Annotated in this window: 21 protein-coding genes and 1 riboswitch; all 21 genes read left to right on the top strand. The window is 29.2% G+C overall.

Features of this window, described 5'->3' with window-relative positions:
* The first annotated feature begins 268 nt into the window (after nucleotides 1–268).
* The 21 genes from HUJ77_RS04530 (at nucleotide 269) to HUJ77_RS04630 (ending at nucleotide 24,463) form a co-directional block, all read left to right on the top strand.
* Entirely contained in the window at nucleotides 269–1,921 is a 1,653-nt protein-coding gene (locus HUJ77_RS04530) for a peptide ABC transporter substrate-binding protein (RefSeq protein WP_291707392.1), read from the top strand.
* Between the two features lie 64 nt (nucleotides 1,922–1,985).
* Nucleotides 1,986–2,927, top strand: coding sequence for an ABC transporter permease (locus tag HUJ77_RS04535; RefSeq protein WP_291707393.1), 942 nt, complete (start codon nucleotides 1,986–1,988; stop codon nucleotides 2,925–2,927).
* On the top strand, nucleotides 2,920–3,984 hold the full coding sequence (locus HUJ77_RS04540; RefSeq protein WP_291707394.1) for an ABC transporter permease: 1,065 nt from the start codon (nucleotides 2,920–2,922) through the stop codon (nucleotides 3,982–3,984). The genes HUJ77_RS04535 and HUJ77_RS04540 overlap by 8 nt, the downstream gene beginning before the upstream one ends.
* A gap of 12 nt (nucleotides 3,985–3,996) precedes the next feature.
* Entirely contained in the window at nucleotides 3,997–5,076 is a 1,080-nt protein-coding gene (locus HUJ77_RS04545; RefSeq protein WP_291707395.1) for an ABC transporter ATP-binding protein, read from the top strand.
* Entirely contained in the window at nucleotides 5,066–6,004 is a 939-nt protein-coding gene (locus tag HUJ77_RS04550) for an ATP-binding cassette domain-containing protein (protein WP_291707396.1), read from the top strand. Before HUJ77_RS04545 ends, HUJ77_RS04550 begins: the two co-directional genes overlap by 11 nt.
* 163 nt (nucleotides 6,005–6,167) lie before the next feature.
* Nucleotides 6,168–6,971, top strand: a complete 804-nt coding sequence (locus tag HUJ77_RS04555; RefSeq protein ID WP_291707397.1) for an alpha/beta hydrolase family protein — start codon at nucleotides 6,168–6,170, stop codon at nucleotides 6,969–6,971.
* Between the two features lie 421 nt (nucleotides 6,972–7,392).
* Complete coding sequence (locus HUJ77_RS04560) at nucleotides 7,393–8,964, top strand: ABC transporter substrate-binding protein (RefSeq protein ID WP_291707398.1); 1,572 nt, start codon at nucleotides 7,393–7,395, stop codon at nucleotides 8,962–8,964.
* 70 nt (nucleotides 8,965–9,034) lie between these two features.
* Nucleotides 9,035–9,988: an ABC transporter permease gene (locus HUJ77_RS04565; protein ID WP_291707399.1), complete on the top strand. Its 954-nt coding sequence runs from the start codon at nucleotides 9,035–9,037 to the stop codon at nucleotides 9,986–9,988.
* A gap of 4 nt (nucleotides 9,989–9,992) precedes the next feature.
* Nucleotides 9,993–10,859 (top strand): ABC transporter permease, encoded by an 867-nt coding sequence (locus HUJ77_RS04570; RefSeq protein ID WP_291707400.1) that lies wholly within the window; start codon nucleotides 9,993–9,995, stop codon nucleotides 10,857–10,859.
* Nucleotides 10,859–11,833 (top strand): ABC transporter ATP-binding protein, encoded by a 975-nt coding sequence (locus HUJ77_RS04575; RefSeq protein ID WP_291707401.1) that lies wholly within the window; start codon nucleotides 10,859–10,861, stop codon nucleotides 11,831–11,833. Before HUJ77_RS04570 ends, HUJ77_RS04575 begins: the two co-directional genes overlap by 1 nt.
* Nucleotides 11,834–11,856: 23 nt before the next feature.
* Nucleotides 11,857–12,831: an ABC transporter ATP-binding protein gene (locus HUJ77_RS04580; RefSeq protein ID WP_291707402.1), complete on the top strand. Its 975-nt coding sequence runs from the start codon at nucleotides 11,857–11,859 to the stop codon at nucleotides 12,829–12,831.
* A 107-nt stretch (nucleotides 12,832–12,938) separates the two neighbouring features.
* Nucleotides 12,939–13,123, top strand: a riboswitch (Lysine riboswitch).
* A gap of 140 nt (nucleotides 13,124–13,263) precedes the next feature.
* A complete protein-coding gene (locus HUJ77_RS04585) occupies nucleotides 13,264–14,094 on the top strand; it encodes a transporter substrate-binding domain-containing protein (RefSeq protein WP_291707403.1) in 831 nt (276 codons plus the stop codon).
* Between the two features lie 70 nt (nucleotides 14,095–14,164).
* Entirely contained in the window at nucleotides 14,165–14,932 is a 768-nt protein-coding gene (locus tag HUJ77_RS04590) for an amino acid ABC transporter permease (RefSeq protein WP_291707404.1), read from the top strand.
* A gap of 12 nt (nucleotides 14,933–14,944) precedes the next feature.
* Complete coding sequence (locus HUJ77_RS04595; protein ID WP_291707405.1) at nucleotides 14,945–15,679, top strand: amino acid ABC transporter ATP-binding protein; 735 nt, start codon at nucleotides 14,945–14,947, stop codon at nucleotides 15,677–15,679.
* Nucleotides 15,680–15,828: 149 nt separating this feature from the next.
* Nucleotides 15,829–17,844, top strand: a complete 2,016-nt coding sequence (locus tag HUJ77_RS04600) for a methyl-accepting chemotaxis protein (protein ID WP_291707406.1) — start codon at nucleotides 15,829–15,831, stop codon at nucleotides 17,842–17,844.
* 269 nt (nucleotides 17,845–18,113) lie between these two features.
* The gene (locus HUJ77_RS04605; RefSeq protein WP_291707407.1) at nucleotides 18,114–18,902 is read left to right on the top strand and encodes an electron transfer flavoprotein subunit beta/FixA family protein; all 789 of its coding nucleotides are present in this window, start codon (nucleotides 18,114–18,116) and stop codon (nucleotides 18,900–18,902) included.
* Between the two features lie 11 nt (nucleotides 18,903–18,913).
* Complete coding sequence (locus HUJ77_RS04610; RefSeq protein WP_291707408.1) at nucleotides 18,914–20,116, top strand: FAD-binding protein; 1,203 nt, start codon at nucleotides 18,914–18,916, stop codon at nucleotides 20,114–20,116.
* The gene (locus tag HUJ77_RS04615; RefSeq protein ID WP_291707409.1) at nucleotides 20,106–21,506 is read left to right on the top strand and encodes an FAD-binding oxidoreductase; all 1,401 of its coding nucleotides are present in this window, start codon (nucleotides 20,106–20,108) and stop codon (nucleotides 21,504–21,506) included. Before HUJ77_RS04610 ends, HUJ77_RS04615 begins: the two co-directional genes overlap by 11 nt.
* A gap of 155 nt (nucleotides 21,507–21,661) precedes the next feature.
* Entirely contained in the window at nucleotides 21,662–22,114 is a 453-nt protein-coding gene (locus HUJ77_RS04620; RefSeq protein WP_291707410.1) for an iron dependent repressor, metal binding and dimerization domain protein, read from the top strand.
* 29 nt (nucleotides 22,115–22,143) lie between these two features.
* The gene (locus HUJ77_RS04625; RefSeq protein ID WP_291707411.1) at nucleotides 22,144–23,586 is read left to right on the top strand and encodes an FAD-dependent oxidoreductase; all 1,443 of its coding nucleotides are present in this window, start codon (nucleotides 22,144–22,146) and stop codon (nucleotides 23,584–23,586) included.
* The gene (locus HUJ77_RS04630) at nucleotides 23,576–24,463 is read left to right on the top strand and encodes a tocopherol cyclase family protein (protein ID WP_291707412.1); all 888 of its coding nucleotides are present in this window, start codon (nucleotides 23,576–23,578) and stop codon (nucleotides 24,461–24,463) included. The genes HUJ77_RS04625 and HUJ77_RS04630 overlap by 11 nt, the downstream gene beginning before the upstream one ends.
* The last annotated feature ends 27 nt before the right edge of the window (nucleotides 24,464–24,490 follow it).

The following is a 24,490-nucleotide window of genomic DNA, read 5'->3' on the forward strand; positions in this document are numbered from 1 at the left end:
ACTAAAAAGATTGATTTTTATAAAAAAATCAATCTTTTTTTATTATAATTATTTCCTTTAAGAAATTTGTAAAAGAATTAGTTGAAAATTGTTCGAAATAACTATTTAATAATTTAATATCTATATTTTTAATAAAATGTTATAAAAATAATATCTATATTATTATAAAAATATATTGACAAGCATAATAATAGGAATATAATAATTAGTATATAATTCAATTATTGTAAAAAAATAAAGCAAATAGAGATGAAAAGGGGGCAAATTAATGAAAAAAGTTAAGAAACTATTTATGTCAGCTTTGGCTATGGTTTTATCAGTTAGCTTTGTTGCTTGTGGTGGGGCAAAAAATTCAAGCAATGGTACTGATAATGGACAAGCATCAAGTTCTGACAGTGTTTTAAGAGTTCAATTTGATGTTGAAGTGGCTTCTATGGATCCACAAATAGCAACAGATGGAACTTCATTTGAAGTAATAGCAGCCATAACAGAAGGCTTATATTCAGTTGATGATGCAGGATCTCCAATATTGGCAGCTGCAGAATCAGTTGAAAAAAGTGATGATGGATTAAATTATACTTTCAAGTTAAAGGATGCTAAGTGGTCAAATGGAACTGCTGTAACAGCAAAAGATTTTGTATTTGCATGGAGAAGACTTGTAGATCCTAAGACTGCTAGTGAATATGCATTTATTGCAGGAATTGCAGGAATAAAGAATGCAGATGATATTTCAGCAGGAAAAACTCCAGTTGAAGAATTAGGTGTTAAAGCCGTAGATGATAAAACTTTAGTAGTAGAATTATCTCATCCAGTTACATTCTTTGAATCACTATTATCATTCCCTTCATTCTATCCAGTTAATGAAGAATTTTATAATAGCGTAGGTGATAAATTTGGAACATCTCCAGATACAATTATAGGAAATGGACCATTTAAAATGTCAGCATATGAACCTGCAGCTACAACTATAGAATTAGTAAAAAATGAAGACTATTGGGATGCTAGTGCAGTTAAATTAGGAGGCATTAAATTCCAAGTAATTAAAGAAGCACAACAAACAATGCTATCATACCAAAATGGAGATTTAGATGTTGCAACTCTTGCAGGTGAACAAGTAGAACAATTTATGAATGATCCTGAATTTACAAATGTTAAAGCAGGATACTTATGGTATATATCTCCAAATCAAAAGGTAGCAGGATTAGAAAATGAAAATTTACGTAAAGCTCTTGCATTATCTTATGATAAGAAAGCTATTGTTAATAATATATTAAAAGATGGATCAATAGTAGCAGATTTTGCAGTACCAGAAGAACTTGCTACTGGGCCAGATGGAAAAGATTTTCGTGATAATACTGCCACTTATCTTTCTACAGATAAGACTAAGGCATTAGAATATTATGAAAAAGCAAAGAAGGAATTAGGTAAAGATTCATTCACATATAAGATGTTAGTTGAAGATACTGAATCCGCACAAAATGTTGCTCAATTCATTCAATCAGAAATACAAACTACTTTACCAGGAGTAACTATATCTCTTGAAGTTGTTCCTAAGAAAAATAGAGTAGAAAGAATGCAAAATGGAGACTATGAAGTTGTATTTACTCGTTGGGGTCCAGATTATGCAGATCCAATGACATACTTAGATATGTGGACTACAGACAGTCCAAATAACTATGGTTCATGGTCAAATAAGGAATACGATGAAGTAATTAAATCAGCCCAAAGTGGTGAACTTGCATTAGATCAAGAAGCAAGATGGGAAGCATTAAAAAATGCAGAAAAAACTGTAATGGATGAAGCTGTTATTTTCCCAGTTTATCAAAAGGGAAATGCAGAAATGATTAAGAATAATGTTTCACAAATAGAGTTCCATTCAGTAGGCGTTAGTAGAATTTATAAGAATGCAGTGAAAAATTAATAAAGATAAGTATATTACAGTGGTGAGAGTACCACTGTAATATTTTTAAAAGGAGGAATTGCAAATGAAAAAGTATTTAATTAAAAGGATAGCAATTTCCATAGCCACATTACTAGCAATATTATTAATATTATTTTTAATGTTAGAATTTATGCCAGGATCTCCATTTAATGATGAAAAGTTAACTGTTGATCAAATAGCGTTATTAAATCAAAAATATGGATTAGATAAACCAGTCATTATAAGATTTTTTAATTATGTAAAAAGTATGCTTACAGGGGACTTTGGGGTTTCTTATACAATTTCAAAAAATACACCAATATCTACTCTACTTCAAAGTAGGTTACCTATTTCATTAAGAGTAGGTGGGCAAGCTGTCTTATTAGGAACTATAATTGGATTAATTTTTGGAGTAATATCAGCAATTAAGCATAATACAATATGGGATACAATAACTACTATTATTTCTGTATTAGGAGTTAGTTTACCATCATATGTATTTGCTTTAGTTTTATCATATTATCTAGGATATAAAGTAAGCTTTTTCCCATTATTATATACAGCAGAAAATCCTATTAAATCTTCAATATTACCAACTATAGCTTTATGCATGTTTACAATAGCCACTATAGCTAGATTTACAAGAACTGAAATGCTAGAAGTATTAGGTTCAGATTATATGCAACTTGCGGAAAGTAAAGGCATAAATGGTATTAGACTATTATCTAGACATGCATTAAGAAATGCATTAATTCCAATAATAACAGTTTTAGCTCCATTAGTAGTTGGACTTATGACTGGAAGCTTAGTAATAGAAAAGATTTTTTCCATTCCTGGAATTGGTAGTCTATTAGTTACTGCTATTCAATCTAATGATTATAATGTAATAGTCGCATTAGCTTTTATTTATAGTGCTATGTATATAGGCATAATGTTAATAGTGGATGTTCTATATGGAATAGTTGACCCAAGAATAAGATTAGCAAAGGAGGATAACCATGAATAATAAAAATAATTCACAAAATTTTGAGTTTTTGGATAATGATTTTGAATTTGCATGGAAAGAAAATATTCCTCATGTGGATAAAGTTTATGCTAGTCAATCTTATTGGAAAGATGTGTTAGGAAGATTGTTTGAAAGTAAAGGAGCAATAATTGGCTTCATTTGTATAGTATTTATAACAATGATGGCTATATTCGGAGTTGGGATGAATGAGAATACCTATGATTCACAAATTATATCTCATCAAAATCTCGCTCCTAGGGTACCTGTTTTAGAAAACTTAGGAATACTTGATGGTAGCGAAACTATGAACACATCAAGTGGAGAAGTTAAAGTAAATAAATATGTTTCTGAAAATGGTAATGAAACTGGCCTTGAAGATGTTTACTATTGGTTTGGAAGTGATGTTTTAGGAAGAGATATATTTACTAGAACTTGGATGGGAACCAGGATTTCTCTTTATATAGCATTAGTTGCAGTTGCTATAGACATGTTATTTGGATTAAGTTATGGATTAATTTCAGGATATTTTGGAGGAAAAGTTGATAATATAATGCAACGTTTTGCAGAGATATTAAATGGAATACCAAACTTAGTAATTGTAACTTTATTAATAGTAGTTTTAAAACCAGGACTTCTAACAATTACATTTTCACTTATGATTACTGGATGGATTGGAATGAATCGTATTGCTAGAGCGCAGGTTCTTAAGCTGAAGGAACAAGAATTTGTATTAGCCTCTAAAACATTAGGTGCTAAAAGCTTCTTTATTATATTTAAAGAAATCTTACCCAATATTATTGGACCTATAATAACAAATACCATGTTTTCAATACCAAATGCAATATTTACAGAAGCATTCTTAGCTTTTATAGGATTAGGAGTACCAGCTCCAATGGCTTCTTTAGGTTCATTAATTAGTGATGCTTTTAAATCTTTTACAACTCATCCATATATGATAGTTGCACCAGTTTTAGTTCTTGCAATTTTAATGCTAAGTTTCAATATAGTAGCTGATGGAATAAGAGATGCTTTTGATCCTAAGATGAAAGAAATGTAGAGGTGATTATAGATGAAAAATGAAAAAGTATTAGAAATTAGAGATTTATCTATTTCCTTTAAGACATCATCAGGATCTGTTAATGCTATTCGTGGTGTAAAGCTAGATTTATATAGGGGAGAAACATTAGCTATAGTAGGGGAAAGTGGTAGTGGAAAATCTGTTACTATGAAGGCGGCTATGGGAATATTAAGTAGTAATGGAGAGATTAATTCAGGAAGTATTAAATTTAGTTATTATAGAGGCAAAGAAAAAGTTGAGGTTGATATTTTAAAGTTATCTAAAAAGGAAATGAGAACAAGGATTAATGGAAAGCGTATAGCTATGATATTCCAAGATCCTATGACTTCATTAAATCCAACAATGACAATAGGAGCCCAAATTATGGAAGGGATGATTTGGCATTATAAGACACCTAAAAAGGAAGCTTATGAAAAAGCAGTAGAATTATTAAATCTTGTTGGAATTACTGATGCAGAAAAAAGAATGAAAAATTATCCTCACCAATTATCAGGTGGTATGAGGCAAAGGGTAGTAATAGCAATAGCCCTTGCCTGTAACCCAGAATTATTAATTTGTGATGAACCTACAACTGCCTTAGATGTAACTATACAAGCAAAAATTTTAGAGTTAATTAAGGATATTCAAAAGAAGTTAAATATTTCTGTTATTTATATTACTCATGACCTTGGAGTTGTAGCAAAGGTAGCTGATTATGTAGCTGTTATGTATGCTGGTAAAATAGTAGAAAAGGGAAATGTAGATGAAGTTTTCTATGATCCAAGACATCCATATACCTGGGGATTATTATCTGCTATGCCAGATATAGAAACTACAGATGATATGCTTTATACAATACCAGGAACACCAGTTAACTTATTAAATACAGTAGAAGGAGATGCTTTTGCTGAAAGAAATATTTATGCTTTAAATATAGATAAGAGATTAGAACCTCCAATGTTTAAAATTACAGATACTCATTATGCAGCAACTTGGCTATTACATGAAAAGGCACCAAAAGTTGAAATGCCAAAAGAACTTAAGGAGAGAATAGATAGGATGTTAAAGGAGGCGGTTATGAATGGAAAATAGACAGCCTTTATTAGAAGTTAAGAATTTAAAGCAATACTTTAAAGTAAGCAAAAAATTTACTGTTAAAGCTGTAAATGGGGTCTCTTTTGAAATATATCCTGGAGAAACTTATGGACTAGTTGGAGAATCAGGAAGTGGAAAATCTACAATTGGAAGATCAATTATTAGACTTTATGATCCAACCTCTGGAGAAATTAAATTTGATGGTATTGATATATCAGGTAAATTATCTGATAAAGATAGTAAGTATTTAAGGATAAATATGCAAATGATATTCCAAGATCCTATGGCATGTCTAAATCCTCGTAAAAAGGTGTTAGATATTATAGCTCAAGGTTTAGATATTCATAAACTATATAATAGTAAAGAAGAAAGAAATGAAAAGGTGTATAGAATTCTTGAAAAGGTTGGATTATCTAAAGAACATGCTAATAGATATCCTCATCAATTTTCAGGAGGGCAAAGGCAACGTATAGGAATTGCCAGAGCACTTATAATGAATCCTAAATTAATAATTGCTGATGAAGCAATAAGCGCGTTAGATGTATCTATTCAAGCTCAAGTAGTTAATTTAATGAAGGAAATTCAAAAAGAAACTAATACAGCACTTTTATTTATTGCCCATGATTTATCAATGGTAAAATATATTTCAAATAGAATAGGAGTATTACATTTAGGGTATTTACTTGAAACTGGAACTACAGAGGAAATATTCTCAAACCCAATACATCCTTACACTAAATCCTTGATTTCAGCAATACCTCATCCAAATCCTAAGGTTGAAAAAGATAGAATATCTACAAGTTACAATTATGCTACAAGTGGTATAGATTACTCATTAGGAAAGGAAAAGCATGTAGAGGGTACTCATTATGTTTTAAGTACTGATGAAGAATTTGAGAAATGGATAAATAATAAAACTGTTTAATATGATTAAATTTTAAAAGAGGCTATTGCACATTATTATAAATGCTATAGCCTCTTATTATAAAAACATTAACGGAAAATTATTATTATTTAATATGGGTTATATACACTATGATTTTTTAGGTATATAATAACATAATAAGATAGTTTTTAGGAGGATAGGCATGGTTTTATTTGAAGTAAACTATTTCTCAAATACCTTAGGAATTAATACTAAGTTAAATGTACTTTTGCCACAACAAAAGTCAAATGAAATAGATGCTAAGGAAAGTATTAATAAGAAAGGACAACCAGTATTATATTTATTACATGGTATGGGAAATGATGAAAGTGTTTGGATGCGTAGAACATCTATAGAAAGATATGCATCACAATACGGATTTACTGTAGTAATACCTACAACTCAATTAGGTTGCTATACAGATACCACATATGGAGCTAAGTATTGGACTTACATATCAGAAGAACTACCTAAGTTTTGCAAAAAATATTTTAATAACTTTTCGGATAAAAAAGAAGATACTTTTGTTGCAGGGGTTTCTATGGGAGGACATGGGGCTCTTAAATTAGCATTAACTCATCCTGAAAAATTCAAGGCAGCAGCATCATTATCTGGACCATTAAATATAGCTAGTGAATCAATAACAGAAGGCTTTAGAAATAAAAGAAAGTCCTTTTGGGAAGGAGTATTTGGTCCATTAGAGAATATTAAGGGATCAAAAAATGATTTGATATATCTTTTAGATTCATTGGTAGAGAATGATGAGATTCATAATATACCTAAAATATATTCTTGGTGTGGAACAGAGGATTTTCTATATAAGAATAACTTAGAAATGGAAGATAAAATGAAAAGTTTAGGAATAGACTATGAGTTTACTTATTCAGAAGGAGAGCATAATTGGGCCTGTTGGGATAGAGAGATACAAAATGTATTAAAGTGGTTTGATGAAATAAGAAATAGATAGAAAAAATGAATATATGTTAATAAATTTAAATAAAAATAGATAAGACTATTTTTATTTAAATTTAATTGACAAAAAATAATAATGTTCATATAATATGAATATAAAAATACAAGTAATCCGATAGGGATTATATGTAATGATAATAAAAGTAGATTTAGTAAGGTTTGCAAAGGTAAATTCTTTAGGGATAAGGCATCTAAGTACACCTTAATTTAAGTATAATAAGTTGAAAAATTCTTATTATAGTAAAGGTATTTTGCAATTTATATTATTAATAAGAATAAAGTGGAATTAGGTGCATTAAACTTCGCCTCTGAATAAGGAGACGATTTTTTTGTAATAAGGGAGTTTATAAAAAGACTACATTAAAAATAACTTTTATAAAAAACTAAAATATAAATAATTTTTATGGAGGGTAAATATGAAATTTAAAGGAATATACAAATTATTAACAGCAACACTAGCTACAGCAATGTTATTAACAGCTTGCGGAAATAAAGTAGATAACAATACAGGAGGAGATTCCTCACAATCTGATTCATTCGTATATGGTATACCTGGGGATCCGGGGAACTCAGTAAATGTTATAACAACTAGTGACCGTTATGGATTAATGACTATAAAAGCATTATATTCACCTTTATATATGTATAATGCGGATGGAATTAATTATTTTCTTGCAGAAAGTATGACTCCATCAGAAGATAATTTAACTTATACAGCTAAACTTAGAAAAGATGTTAAATGGAGTGATGGAGAAGCATTTACAGCTGATGATGTTGTATTCACTTATGAAGAAATGTTAAAAGAAGAAAATGCAGGATGGGCATATAGTCAATTAATTTTTAATGGAAAACCAGTAAAAATTGAAAAAGTAGATGATTATACAGTTAACTTCATACTTCCAGAAGTTAGTGCTCCAGCTATGGAACTATTAGCCAATATATTCATTATGCCAAAGCATATTTATGAAGGGGAAACTAATTTTGAAAATAGTGAGAAGAATTCTACACCAGTAGGAACTGGTCCATATAAATTAGCAGAATATAAAGCGGGACAATATGTTAAGTTTGAAAAAAATGAGCATTACTTCCTTGGTGAAGCAAATATAAAAAATGTAATTTTTAGAGTAATACCAGATGCTAATACTGCTAAACTTGCCTTACAAAAGGGAGAAATAAATGCGTTATCTGTTCAATCTAGTGATTTAAATGATTTAGTTAAAGGTGATGATTTAACTCCATATGTATATGGTGAAGGTAGAGTAGCTTATGTAGTTATTAATTCAAATTCAGAGAAATTACAAGATAAGAAAGTTAGACAAGCTATATTCTATGGAATGAATAGAACAGATTTAATAAATGCTGCATTTGGTTCAAAGGAATATGCTGAGGAAGCTTATAGCTTCTTACCTCCTGGAAACCCATTCTATACAGAGGATCTTGAGCAATATAACTTCAATCAAGAAAAAGCTAAAAAGTTATTAGAAGAAGCAGGAGTTACTAATTTAACAATAAAGTTTGGATATACTTCAAATGATGTTCCATCACAAAAAGAAGCTACAATTATTCAACAAAACCTTAAGGCTATAGGTATTAATGTAGAATTAGCAGGGCAAGAAGGAACAGCTTTAAGTCAACAAATGCTTAATGAAGATTCAGATTATGATATGTTCATTGGTGGATATATTATGGGAATAGATCCAGATACATTTAACTCATTATTTACTTCTGATAGTAAGTATAATTATAGTCATTATAAGGATAAAGAAATTGACGACTTATTTAATGCAGGAAGAGTTGAAACTGACGAAGCAAAGAGAGTTGAAATATATAATAAGATTCAACAAAAATTACAAGATAATGCTTACTTCTATCCAATGTTATCAAATAAGAGAATTGTAGTAATTAGCTCTAATATAACTGGAGTTGATGAAGCTAAGTTAGTACCAGTTTATACTTTTGAAGATATGTCAAAATTAAGTTTTAAATAATATTCAAATATTAAAGGGTGCTACATATTTTTGTAGCACCATATAATTTTTAACGGGGAAGTGATGATAAATGGCTAAATATATTTTAAAGAGAATACTTCAAGCTATTCCCTTAATATTACTAATTTCAATAATTTGCTTTATATTAATTCAATTAGCACCATACAATGCCATAGATACAATGATTACACCCAAAATGTCTGTGGAAACAGTTGAACTTATTAAAGCAAAATATGGTTTTGATAAGCCTGTATATATGCAATATTTATTATGGCTTAAAGGGATTTTTAGTGGACAATTTGGATATTCAATAATTACTCATGAAAGCATATCAAAGGATTTATTAGCAAGAATTCCAGCTACAGCTATACTAGTATTCCCATCTTATTTAATTGCCTTTATAATTTCAATAGTTTTAGGATTACTATCAGGATCTAATAAAAATAAATTAGTAGATAAAATTATAGATGGATTTTGTTCTATTGGTATAGCAATTCCAAGCTTTTGGTTTGCAATGATTATGATATTTATTTTTGGATATAAGCTTTCAATACTACCTATATTAGGCATGAACACTATTGGAAGAGAGAATTCAATAGTTGATTTCTTACTACACTTTATAATGCCTTGTACAGTTTTAGTAGTTGCTTTTTTACCAGATTTAATAAGATATGTAAGATCTTCAACTATAGGACAAATTTCCGAAGATTATGTTATGGTCCAAGAAGCTTTTGGAGCAAGTAAATCAGAAATATTATTTAAACATGTTTGTAAAAATGTGCTTTTACCTATAATTACAAAGTTAGGGATGGCTTTGCCTATGCTTATTACAGGGGCTATGATAACAGAAACTGTGTTTGGGTGGCCAGGTGTTGGACCTTATTTCGTAAATGCTGTAAGATCCTTAGATTATCCAATTATTATGGCAATTTTATTGCTATCATCAACTTTAGTTATACTAGGAAACTTATTATCAGATATACTTTATTCATTAATAGATCCTAGAATAAAGGAAATGAGGTAGCATAATGGAAAATAGAAAATTAAAAAATAGAAGATTAAAAAACTTTGAAGATGAAATTAAGCAAAATAAGAGTGCTTTATTTGCTATCTTATTTTTAATATTTATAGTACTTATATCAATATTTGCCTTTATAATTCCAATAGATCCTGACTTAACTAATACATCTAATATTCTTCAATCACCTAGCTTAACTAATATATTTGGAACAGACGAATTAGGAAGAGATTATTTTGTTAGAACTGTATATGGTGGAAGAGTTTCATTAACAGTAGGAATACTAGCTATGATAATTTCTACTATAATTGGAGTAGCTGTAGGAACTATAAGTGGATATTATGGAGGAAAGATAGATAATATTTTAATGAGAATTGTTGATATAATATCATCTATTCCATGGATGATATTAGTAACAGTAATAAGTATATTTTTAAAACCAGGATTACAAGCAATTATAATAGTTATAGGATTATTTTCATGGATGGAAACATCAAGATTAGTACGTGCAGAAACTCTATCAATTAAAGAAAGAGAATATGTGCTTTATGCAAAATCTATTGGAGAAGCTTCAGGTAAAATAATATTTAGACATATTATACCTAGCGTTTTTCCAACAATAATTATTGCGTCAACATCTAGTATAGCAGGTGCAATAATGACTGAATCTTCCCTAAGCTTTTTAGGACTTGGAATTCAGCCACCAATGTCATCTTGGGGAAACCTTCTTCAAAATGCACAAAGTAACCTTCAAAGTGCATTATATATGGCATTAATACCAGGAATATTAATAATTTTAACTATATATTCTTTCAATAAATTAGGGAATGTATTAAGAGTTCTTGTAGAACCTAAAATTTCAGGAGGTGAGAGTTAATGGATAGAGATAATAGCCTTCTTAGTGTAGAAAATTTAAAAACTAATTTTAATATTAAAGATAAGAAGATTGAAGCTGTAAGAGGTGTAAGCTTTAATGTTAATAAAGGTGATATATTAGGGATAGTTGGAGAATCAGGAAGTGGTAAAAGTGTTCTTATGAAATCTGTAATGAATATATTACCTGAAAATGCAAAAATAGAAGAGGGAAAAGTGTATTTTAATAATATAGATATTTCAAGTATGAGCAAAAAAGAAATGCAAAGTATTAAAGGAAAAGAAATAGCTATGATTTTTCAAGATCCTATGACTGCTTTAAATCCATTGAAAAAAGTAGGGGATCATTTAATAGAAGTATTAGTAAGACATAAGGGAATAAATAAAAAAGCAGCAAAAGTAATTGCATTAGATATTTTAAAGCAAGTAGGTATACCTATGCCTGAAAGGAGAATAGACCAATATCCTCATGAATTTAGTGGTGGAATGCGTCAGAGAGTTTTAATAGCCATGGCATTAGCGTGTAATCCCAAGCTTTTAATCGCAGATGAGCCTACTACAGCTCTTGATGTAACTATACAAGCTCAAATTTTACAGTTATTAAAGAATTTAAAAGAAATTAATGATATGTCTGTTATATTAATAACTCATGATCTTGGAGTAGTAGCAAGTCTTTGTAATAGAGTAATTGTAATGTATGGTGGATTAATAATGGAAGAAGGCCTTGTGGAGGAGATTTTCTATGAAACTAAACATCCATATACCAAGGCTTTACTTAATTCAATACCTAAAATAGAAGATGATGAGAAAGCAAGACTTAAGCCTATTAAAGGGACTGCACCATCTCTATTAAATCCACCAAAGGGTTGCCCTTTTGCAAGTAGATGCGAATTTGCTTTTGAAAGATGTTTTCAAGAGATGCCGAATTATAAGAGCTTTAGTGAAACACACAGAGCAATGTGCTTTTTAGCAAAATAAATCATGGATTGAGAGGTGTTATAATGTCTAATGAAATATTAATAGAAGTGAATAATTTGAAAAAATATTTTCCAGTAAAGAATGAATTTTTAGGTGGAGAAAAAAAATACGTAAAAGCAGTAGATGGAGTTTCCTTTAATATAAAAAAGGGAGAGACCTTCGGACTTGTAGGTGAGTCAGGTTGTGGTAAATCAACTCTTGGCAGATCTATTACAAGGCTTTATGATACAACAGAAGGAGATGTAATTTTTGAAGGAACTAATATAGCTAAGCTTTCTAAAAAAGAAATGAAAAACTTTTATAGTAAAATTCAAACTATATTTCAAGATCCATATTCATCTTTAAATCCTAATATGACAGTTAGAGAATTAGTGAATGAACCTTTGGCTTTGCACACTAAATTAAATAAGGACGAAAGAAATAATAAAATAAAAGAATTACTAGAAATGGTAGGATTATCAGAAAGTGATATGGATAAGTTTCCATATGAATTTAGTGGAGGACAAAGACAGAGAATAGGAATTGCAAGAGCAATATCTACTGAACCAGATTTTATTCTTTGTGATGAACCTATTTCTGCATTAGATGTATCTATTCAAGCTCAAGTGGTGAATATGTTAGAAGATTTACAACAAAAATTTAAACTAACATATCTTTTCGTTGCTCATGATCTATCAATGGTAAAACATATTTCTGATAGAATAGGAGTAATGTATCTTGGAAAAATGGTAGAAATATCAGATAGTAATGAATTATATAAAAAGCCACTTCATCCATATACTCAAGGGCTTTTATCAGCTATACCAATAGCAGATCCTAAGAAAGCAAATAATTCAGAAATAACATTGATAAAGGGAGATGTGCCTAGCCCTATAAATATTCCATCAGGATGTAGATTCCATACTAGATGTCCTTATGCTACAGATGTATGCAAAACTGTAGAACCTGAAATGAGAGAAATAGAAAAGAATCATTTTGTAAGTTGTCATTTATATTAAAAATTCACAATGTTAAGTATTGTGCAAAAAATGTGAAAATATATCTATTGACATAGGTGGAAAATAGTAGTAAACTGTATATAAAATTAAATAAATACCTCACTTAGCAGTGGGGTAGAGGCGCAAAATTTAACAGTCTTTAGCGGAGCTTGAGAGTGCTATGAAGCTATTGAGAAGGAAATTTTGCCGAAGTTTGTAATATATCTCGATATTACTTGCTGGGTCTGCGATTAATAGTTGCAGGACTGTCTTAATAAGCTTTCCCGGTTTATTAAGTTGTGCTATCTCAAATGGGAAGATGAGGGTTAAGTGTCTATGAATTAATCTTGAGCTTTACAGCCCAAGTGTTTTTAGAGTATCTTATCCAGAATATTTAAGATAGCACCAACCAATAGGTTGGTTTTTTTTATTATCATAAAGGAGAGGATAAATATGAAGAAAAAATTATCATTATTAATTTTAGCTGTAGCAACAGCAGCACTAACATTAACAGGTTGCGGATCAAGTAGTACTAATGAGAATTCTGGAGAAGATGTATTTAAAGTTGGAATGGAAGCAGGATATGCACCATTTAACTGGACTCAAATGGATGATTCAAATGGAGCAGTAAAAATAGATGGAAGCTCTGAATATGCAGGAGGCTATGATGTAGAAATAGCTAAGAAGATAGCAGATAGCCTAGGTAAAAAATTAGTAATAGTTAAAACAGAGTGGGATGGACTTGTTCCAGCATTAACATCTGGAAAGATAGATGCAATAATAGCAGGTATGTCACCAACAGAAGAACGTAAAGAAACAATAGATTTTACAGATATTTATTATAAATCAGATTTAGTAATGCTAGTTAAAAAAGGTAGTTCTTATGAAAATGCAGAAACATTAAAAGATTTTTCAGGGGCTAAAATAACAGCTCAATTAAATACTTTCCATTATACAGTTATAGATCAAATTCCAGGTGTTAATAAAGTTACAGCAATGGACAACTTCCCAGCAATGAGAGTTGCTCTTGAATCTGGAGTAATAGATGGATATGTAACAGAAAGACCAGAAGCATTAAGTGCGCAAATGGCAAATGAAAACTTTAAGATGGTTGAATTTAAAGAAGGCTTTGTTACTTCAGAAGAAGATACAGCAATAGCAGTTGGACTTCAAAAGAATAGTGATTTAAAAAATAAGATAAATGAAACTTTAAAAGGAATTTCTGAAGAAGATAGATTGAAAATAATGGATGAGGCAATTAAGAATCAACCAGCAGCTCAATAAGAATAAAGGGGCAAACTGATTTATTATATATAATTAGTTACCCCTATTTCACATGTAAGGAGATTAGAAGATGACTCTAGAATGGTTAATAAGAATAATTACAAATAATTGGCCTATGTTTATACGTGGGGCAGGAATGACATTACTTATTTCTATAGTAGGTACTTTAATTGGTTCATTAATTGGACTTATTGTAGGAGTAGTCAGAACAATACCAGTACCTGAAAGAGGTATAAAAAAGGTATTATTAAAGATCGTTAATATAATTTTATCAGTTTATATAGAATTCTTTAGAGGAACTCCAATGATTGTTCAAGCTATGGTAATTTACTATGGTTCTGCAGCAGCCTTTGGAATAGACATTAATAAAATTGTAGCAGGTTTATTTATAGTTTCAATTAATACTGGGGCATATATGTCTGAAATAGTTAGAGGTGGTATTGTATCCATAGATAAAGGTCAATTTGAAGCAGCTCAAGCTATTGGGATGAATCATTTTCAAACTATGACTAACATAGTATTACCACAAGTAATTAGAAATATATTACCAGCAACAGGTAATGAATTTGTAATTAACATAAAGGACACTTCAGTATTAAATGTTATTTCAGTTTCAGAGCTATTCTTCCAAACTAAGTCTATAGCTGGAAATAACTTTAGATATTTTGAATCCTTCTTTGTAGCATGTATATTATATTTTGTAATGACATTTACAGTTACAAGAATATTAAGATATTTAGAAAAGAAAATTGATGGTCCAGAAAATTATATAATATTAGGTAATCAAATGCAGGTTTCCAAAATAGAAGATAAAATTAATAAGAATACAATGGCTTAAGGAGGAGTTAATATGGAAAAGATTATAGAAGTTAAACATTTAAGTAAATCCTTTGGAGGCCATGAAGTATTAAGGGATATTGATTTTTCAGTTAATAAAGGAGAAGTTATTTGTATAATAGGTTCTTCAGGTTCTGGAAAATCTACATTGTTAAGATGTATAAATCTTTTAGAAAATCCATCAGGTGGTGAAATAATATATAAGAACGAAAATATATTAGATGATAATCACGATATATATAAATATAGAACTAAACTAGGTATGGTTTTCCAACAATTTAATTTATTTAATAATCACAATGTTTTAAGTAACTGCGTTGTTGGACAAGTAAAAGTCTTAGGAAGATCTAAGGAAGAAGCAGAAAAGGTAGCAATGAAGTACTTAGATATAGTAGGCATGGGGAATTATATAAACGCTAAGCCAAAACAATTATCTGGAGGACAAAAGCAAAGAGTTGCTATTGCAAGAGCTTTATCTATGGAACCAGATGTTATTCTATTTGATGAACCAACATCTGCCCTTGATCCAGAAATGGTTGGAGAGGTTTTAAAAGTAATGAAGGAATTAGCAGAAAGTGGACTTACTATGCTAGTAGTAACTCATGAAATGGGATTTGCTAATGAAGTATCAGATAGGGTAGTATTTATGAATAATGGAGTTATAGAAGAAGAAGGGGCTCCAGAAGAAATATTTAATAATCCTAAGAAAGAGCGTACAAGAGAATTCTTAAAAAGAACATTTAAATAGTATTAAAAAGTAAAAAGAGTTATATCATATCGACTTATAAAAGTAATATGATATAACTTTTATTTTTTACTAAATTTTTCTAAATAATAATGTGAATTAGTCGAAAATAATATAGTGATTATAATTTTTTTCAGATATAAGGGGGAAAAATGAAGAAGAAAATAAAAAATAAGAGAAAAACATTGAAAATTTTTGTTGCTAAATTCTTGGTTTTTACATCAACAATACCTTTAATAGTAATTGCTGCTGCTAATTTTTATTCAATAAATAAAAATATTATAAAGGCAAGGGATTTAGTTGTTAATAAAAATATTCATTCTATTAATCAATCATTAGAAAATAGTGATAACAGTATTATAGGGGATATTAATTTTTTATCTCATGATGCCAATGCTAAAGGTATAAGAGATAATAAGAACAATGAAGTAGAATGGCTTCAAAAACTACTTATAAGTTATATTGAAACTAAAATGGGCATTTCAAATGTATATATGAGTAGTGAGGATGGCAAATTTATAAAGGCTCCATATGAAGAAATGGGAAGTTCTTTTGATGCCAGAGAAAGAAGTTGGTATAAGGATGCTATAAATAATCCTGATAAAGTAGTTGTCTCAGATCCTTATGAGGATTATACAACTAAAAGAACTATGATTACTTATTCCAAAGCTGTGTTAAATGATAATGGTGAATTACAAGGTGTAATTGGAATAGATGAAGATCTAGAACATTTATCAGAGATGACAAAGAAAATAGAGGATTATAATAATGCTTATTCTATAGTTTTTAATAAAAATGGTACTATTATAGCTAACAATAAATCAGATTTAATAGGTAAAAATGAAGCTGATCTTCCATGGATAAAAGATGTTCTTAGTATTGAAGATAATAATAGTGAATATATAAAAATAGATAATAAGTTCTATTTAGTTTCTAAATCTATACATATACAAACAGGATACACAACTTGTGTGTTTATACCTTTAGATGAGGCTAGTAAAGATTATTTTTCAGAGTTAATAATTCCTTTAATTGTTTTTGTAGTAACATTGGCAATTGTAATAATTGCTTCAAAGAATTTTATTGATAAGTTAGGTAAACCAATAAAAGAAGTAGTTAGGTTATTGGATAAGATTAAAGAAGGAGACTTTACAGAAGTATCAGAAGTGAAAAATGAATATAATGAAGAAATTGCAGGTATGATTAATGCTGTTAATGATCTTTCACAAGAAATGGGAATACTAATTTCAGGCATCCAAGATGAAGCCAATAGAGTTAATGATGGAAGTAGTACATTATTTGAAATAACAAAAGAGTCAAGTAATGTAGGTGAAGAGATAGCCACATCAGTTCAAGAGATAGCAGAAGGAGCAACTAATCAAGCAATACAATTAGATGATGGTGTTAAAAGGATTGGGGAGTTAGAGCAGGAAATAAATAAATCAATAATAAGCTCAGATAAAATGTTAAAAACTTCATCTGATGTAAAGCTATCTTCAAGAGAAGGCAGAGTATCAATGGAGGTATTAAGTGAAAAGTACTCTGAAAATAAAGAAGCTAATGACAATATAGTTAGTAAAGTAAATATACTATCACACAAATCAAATGAAATAGGAATAATTGTAGAAGCTATTAAATCTATTACTGAACAAACTAATCTTTTAGCGTTAAATGCAGGGATAGAAGCAGCTAGAGTTGGTGAAGTTGGTAGAGGTTTTGCAGTAGTAGCAGAAGAAGTAAGAAAATTAGCAGAAGAATCAGCTAAATCAGCTACAGAAATAAATAATGTTATTATCGAAGTAAAAGGTAGTATTAATGAACTTTATATGGACATATTAAAATCAAGTGAATTAAGCAAAGAAACAGGAGTTAGACTTATTGAAACTAGAGATAAATTTGAAGTTATAGATAATGTAATAAATGAATTAGAAGAAAATGTTAAAGAGGTAACTAATTCTTTAGAGAAAATATCTTTATGTAAGGATGATGTAGTTGTAAAAATATCTGATGTTGCTACTGTTGGTGAAGAAACTGCTGCAATTACAGAAGAAGTAAGCGCTGCCTCAGAAGAACAAGCATCAGCATTGCAAGAAATTGCTAATGAAGCTCAAGGATTAAAGGATAATTCTATAAGATTAAAGGAATTAATTAAAAAATTTAAAGTTTAGAAAATGTGAAAATAAAGTGTACTATAACTGCTAGATGTAAAAATCTAATAGTTATAGTGCATTTTTTATTATTAAATTATAGTACTTATATAAGAAAAGTATTTATTAAAAGGCATTTTCATAGAAATATAAATATACTAAAGCTCTTTTAATCAGTTAATAAAATAACAAATATAGACAATCTAATAAAATGGTATTACAATTACTTTGTGGAAAATGTGAAATGAAATTACAAGATATAATTATATATTACTGGGGGGAAGTATATTATGAATACTATGGTCTGTATAAAACAAGTTCCAGGAACATCAAAAGTAGAAGTTGATGAAAAAACTGGAGTATTAAAAAGAGATGGAATAGATAGCAAAATGAATCCTTATGATCTATATGCTTTAGAGACTGCACTTAGAATTAAAGAGATGGTTGGAGGAACAGTTGATGTAATAAGCATGGGACCACAGCAAGCAATGGAAGTAATTAGAGAATCATTTTCTATGGGGGTAGATAATGGAGTATTAATTTCTGATAGAAAATTTGCGGGAGCAGATGTATTAGCAACTTCCTATACAATATCGCAAGGTATAAAAGAGGCTGGAGATTATAACTTAATTATCTGTGGTAAGCAAACTACAGATGGTGATACTGCTCAAGTAGGGCCAGAAATAGCTGAATACTTAGGAATTCCTCATATAGCAAATGTAAAAAAGATATTTGAGGTTAAAGGTGACTCTATAATTATTGAAATGGATATGCAAGAAGCCAATGGAGTATTAGAAGTAAAATTACCTTGTTTAATAACTGTTGAAAAAGATATTTATGAACCTAGGCTACCATCTTACATAAGAAAAAAGGCAACAAAAAATAAAGAAATAAAAATCTTATCTTTAAAGGATTTAGAAGATAAGGATGAAAATAAGTATGGATTAAATGGTTCGCCAACTCAAGTTGAGAGAATATTTCCGCCTGAAGTTAATTTAAAACATGAAAGTTTTACTGGCAGTTCAGAAAAGGTTTCCAAAGATGTTTTTAATAAATTAAAAGAATTTAAGTTCTTGTAGGGGGAATATATATGGCAAAGTTAATAATTAACCAAGAAAAAGTAGTAAATATAGATGAGTTTATTACTATCTGCCCATTTAGGGCATTAGAAAATAAAAATGGGAAACTAGATATAAATTCTAACTGTAAAATGTGTAAGATATGTGTTAATAAAGGACCTAAGGGTGCTATTGAATATGTAGAAGAAGAAAAGGTTTTAATAGACAAAAGTAAATGGAAAGGAATAGCTATATATGTTGACCATATAGATGGTAACATACATCCAGTTACATTTGAGCTAATAGGTAAGGCTAGAGAGCTTGCAGATAAAGTTAAACAAGAAGTTCATTGCATTTTTATTGGATATAACATACAAGAGAAGGCGAAAGAATTGCTTCATTACGGGGTAGACAAGGTATATATTTATGATGATGAAAGTTTAAATAACTTCAATATAGAACCATATACTGCAATATTTGAAGATTATATAAATAATATTAAGCCTTCAGTTATTTTAGTGGGTGCAACCACTATTGGAAGGTCATTAGCTCCAAGAGTGGCAGCAAGATTTAGAACTGGATTAACTGCTGATTGTACTATATTAGATATAAAAGAAAATACTGATTTAATACAGATAAGACCTGCCTTTGGTGGGAATATAATGGCACAAATAGTAACTCCTAATTCTAGACCACAATTAGCTACTGTGAGATACAAGGTTATGTCAGCACCAGATAGAAATCCAATATCTAAAGGAAGAGTTATTATTTGTGATGTAGATAAGAAGAAATTATCATCAAATATAAAAATAAATAACATAGTTAAAAAACAAAAAGAGCATAGTATCTCTGATGCAGAGGTTTTAGTGGTTGCAGGAAGAGGAGTAAAAACTGAAAAGGATATGGAGATGATAAGAGAACTAGCAGAATTATTAGGAGGAGAAGTTGCTGTAACAAGACCTTTAGTTGAAGCAGGATGGGAATTACCTAATAAACAAGTTGGATTAAGTGGTAGAACTGTTAGAGCTAAATTAGTAATAGCTTGTGGAGTATCAGGAGCTGTTCAATTTACTGCTGGAATGAATAATTCAGAGTATATTTTTGCAATAAATAAGGATGAGAATGCATCCATATTTAAGGTAGCTCATTATGGAGTTGTAGGAGATATATATGAAATTATTCCTAAGTTAATAGAAATGATTAAGGAAGATGGGGGAAAGGCATATGCAGTATAATAAGGTTAAAGAAGTTGATATTATTCATATAGAATCAATAATTAAAGATGAAAATAGAATATTCTATGGTGATAATATAAATGAAGACTACAGTCACGATGAATTAGCTTTTATTAAAGTAAAACCAGAGTTAGTTGTTAAAGTTAAGAGTACTGAAGAAGTTTCATTAATTATGAAGTATGCCTATGAAAATAATATACCTGTGACAGCTAGAGGATCAGGTACTGGTTTAGTTGGAGCTTGTGTACCATTGAATAAGGGGATAGTAATAGACTTAAGTGATATGAATAAAATAATAGAGTTAGACGAAGAAAATTTAACTTTAACTGTTGAACCAGGTGTATTACTTATGGAAATAAGTAAGTTTGTACAAGATAATGATCTTTTCTATCCTCCAGATCCAGGCGAGAAAACAGCTACTATAGGAGGAAATATTAGCACTAATGCAGGTGGTATGAGAGCTGTAAAATATGGAGTTACAAGAGATTACGTAAGAGGTTTAGAAGTAGTTACAGCAAAGGGAGAAATATTAAATCTAGGAGGTAAGGTAGTTAAGAATAGTTCTGGATATAGCTTAAAGGATTTAATAATAGGCTCAGAAGGAACTTTAGGAATCATTACTAAGGCAATATTAAAATTACTTCCACTACCTAAAAAAAATATAAGTCTATTAATACCTTTTATGGATTTAGAGACAGCTATAGAAACTGTTCCTAAAATAATTAAATCTAAATCTGTTCCAACAGCTATTGAGTTTATGGAAGGGAAAGTTATTAAAGCAGCAGAAGAATATTTGGGAAAGAAGTTCCCAGATCACAGCTCTAATGCTTATTTACTATTAACTTTTGATGGAAATTCAAAAGAAGAAGTAGAAAAATCCTATGAAAATGTGGCAGAAATATGTTTGCAGCAGGGAGCATTAGATGTATTTATTTCTGATACAGAGGAAAGGCAAGAATCTATATGGTCTGCTAGAAGTGCTTTCTTAGAGGCTATTAAAAATTCTACTACAGAAATGGATGAAGTTGATGTGGTTGTTCCTAGAAATAAGGTAGCCAATTTTGTAAAGTTTACCCATAAGTTACAAGAGGAATACAATATTAGAATACAAAGTTTTGGACATGCTGGTGACGGAAATCTTCATATATATATATTAAGAGATAATTTAGATGAGGCTAGTTGGAACAAAATATTAAATGAAATTATGAAAAAAATGTATGATAAAGCTAATGAATTATCAGGACAAGTATCTGGTGAACATGGAATAGGATATGCTAAAAGAGGGTACTTAAAGGAATCTTTAAGAGATGAAAATATAGAAATAATGCAGAATATAAAGAAAGTATTTGATAATAAAAATATATTAAATCCAGGAAAAATTTGTTGGTAGAAAATTAAAAAATATATAGAGAGATATGAAAATAATTATGCTTACTTATAAAAGTAAAGGCATTATTGTTTTCATATTTTTTTATTTATATGAATTTAATAGAATTTATTAAATATAAATATATAAAGATAGTATTTTAGGGTGGAGATAAGGCTATGCCTAAGGGATTTTATACTTTTAATAATTATTTTAAAATAAATTCTAATATAGTTACCGCATCTATGGAAGATTATATAGAAATGATTTATAGACTATCAAATAATACTGGTTTTACTAGAGTAGTAGATTTATCTAAGGCATTAAATGTGAAACCAGCATCTACAACAAATATGATAAGAAAATTAGATGAATTAAGTTTAGTTACTTATGAAAAATATGGATATATTAAGCTTACAGAAGAAGGAGATATTTATGGAGCATACTTACTATATAGGCATAATACTGTAGAAAGATTTTTAAATATAATAGGTGTTACAAATAATATTTTAGAAGAAACAGAGAAAATTGAGCACGTTTTAAGCAAAGAAACTTTCGAGAGAATTGAAAATTTTATAGAAATTATTGATAATCATCCAATAATTAAAGATAAATTAGGGAAGACTAGATAATATTATTATTTAGTTAATGGAGTGATTATATGAAATCAGTTTGGTCTGAAAGTTATAAAAGAAATAAAAATGAACATAAATTAGATATAGAAAAGGCTGATGTAGTTATTATAGGGGGAGGTATAGCAGGAGTATTAACAGCCTATATGTTAAAAGAAAATAAAATCAATGCTGTAGTATTAGAAAGAGGGAAGGTTTTAACTGGTAATACAATGAATACTACTGCAAAAATTACAATACAACATAATATTATATATGATAAATTAATCAAGGAATTTGGTGAAGAAAATGCAAAAAGATATGCTTTAGCTAATGAACTAGCCTTACAAAATTATGAAGAAATAATTAGCAAAAATAATATTGATTGTAATTTTGAAATAGCAGATGCTTATATTTATACCTTAGATTCACCAGAAAAAATAGAAAAAGAGTATAAGGCAGCAGTAAGTTTAGGAATAGATGCTGAATTAGTAGATGATACTGAATTACCATTTGAAGTTGCTAAAGCTCTTAAGTTTAGAAATCAAGCACATTTTAATCCAATAAAGTTTTTAAATCATATCATAAAGGACTTAACTATATATGAAGATACAACTGCTATAGAAATTAAAGATAATATAGTAGTAACAGATAGAGGGGAAATAAAAGCTAAAAGTATAGTAATAGCCACACATTTTCCTATTATTAATGTTCCTGGATATTATTTTTTTAGAATGCATCAAGAAAGAGAGTATGTTATTGCCTTAAAAAATGCTCAACTTTTAAATGGAATGTATATAGATGAAAAGGAATCAGGATATTCTTTTAGAAGATATGAAGACTATTTAATTTTAGGTGGAGCATCAGGAAGAACTGGAAGTAATGAAGAAGGTGGTTCCTATAGGAAGTTAAGAGATTTAGCTAAAAAGTTATATCCAGATTCAATTGAAGAATATCATTGGTCAGCACAGGATTGCATAACTTCAGATGGGATTCCTTTTATAGGTGTATATTCAAAGGAACTCCCTAATGTTTATGTAGCTACTGGATTTAACAAATGGGGAATGACATCATCTATGGTTTCAGCAATAATAATTAGTGGGTTAATAAATGGTAATACATATGATTTTAATGAAATATTTTCTCCAAGTAGATTTGATATGACTGCATCAATTAAAAATTTACTTAAGGATGGATTTGAAACAACATATAACTTTATTGCAGAAAAAATAAGAATTCCAATGGAAACTGCAGAAAATATTGAAAATGGTCATGCAGGAATTGTAATATATGAAGGGAAAAAGGTTGGAGTATATAAGAATCAAGAAGGTAAGATTTATGCTGTATCCACTAAATGTCCTCATTTAGGATGTGAATTAAAGTGGAATGCTGATGACTTATCTTGGGATTGCCCTTGTCATGGATCAAGATTTAACTATAAGGGAGAATTTTTAGACTCTCCAACAATTAAAAATTTGAAGTATGAAGAATAAAGAAAATTATACTAAGAAGAAATGTTATTTTGAAGGATGGTATTTTAAACATCAAAGTAAGGAACTTAGTATTTCATTTATTCCAGGAATAAATATAAAGAGAAATGGAGATAAATATGCCTTTATTCAGATTATTACTGAAAACAAATCTTATAATATAAAGTATGATTATAAAGATTTTTCTATAAGTAAAGATAAACTTACTATTAAGATAAAGGATAATATTTTCTCCTTAAATGGAATAATAATTAATATAAAAAATAAGGATATTAATATAAAAGGTCAGCTTATTTATAATAATATTACTACAATAAAGGGAGATATAATGGGTCCTTTCGCACATTTTCCCTTTATGGAATGTTTTCATGGAGTTTTAAGCTTAAATCATACTGTAGAAGGAAGTTTATTTATTAACTATGAAGAATTTAAGTTTAATGAAGATAAAGGATATATAGAAAAAGATTGGGGAAGATCTTTTCCTGATAAATATCTGTGGGTACAATCTAATTATTTTAACAATAATGATTTAAGTATAATGGTTTCTATAGCTAATATACCTTTTTTAGGTTTTAAATTTATAGGATGTATAGCCATAGTTTATTATGAAGGTAAAGAATATAGGCTAGCTACTTATAATGGCGTAAAGATAATATCTTACAATGAAAAGGAAGTAATAATTAGGAAAGGTAAGTACAGATTAGAGATAGAAATAGAAGAATTACATCCACAAAAACTTTTGGCTCCAAATAGCGGAGAAATGATAAGAACTATAACAGAAAATATTGCATGTAAAGCGAGATTTAAATTTTATAAAGGCAATAAATTAATATTTAATTTAAATTCTGATAAAACAAGTTTTGAATATATAAGCAATTAAAAAAGTGTGAAGTATAATATTATACTT

It is taken from the genome of Clostridium sp., from assembly GCF_021443865.1.
Classification (GTDB): domain Bacteria; phylum Bacillota; class Clostridia; order Clostridiales; family Clostridiaceae; genus Clostridium.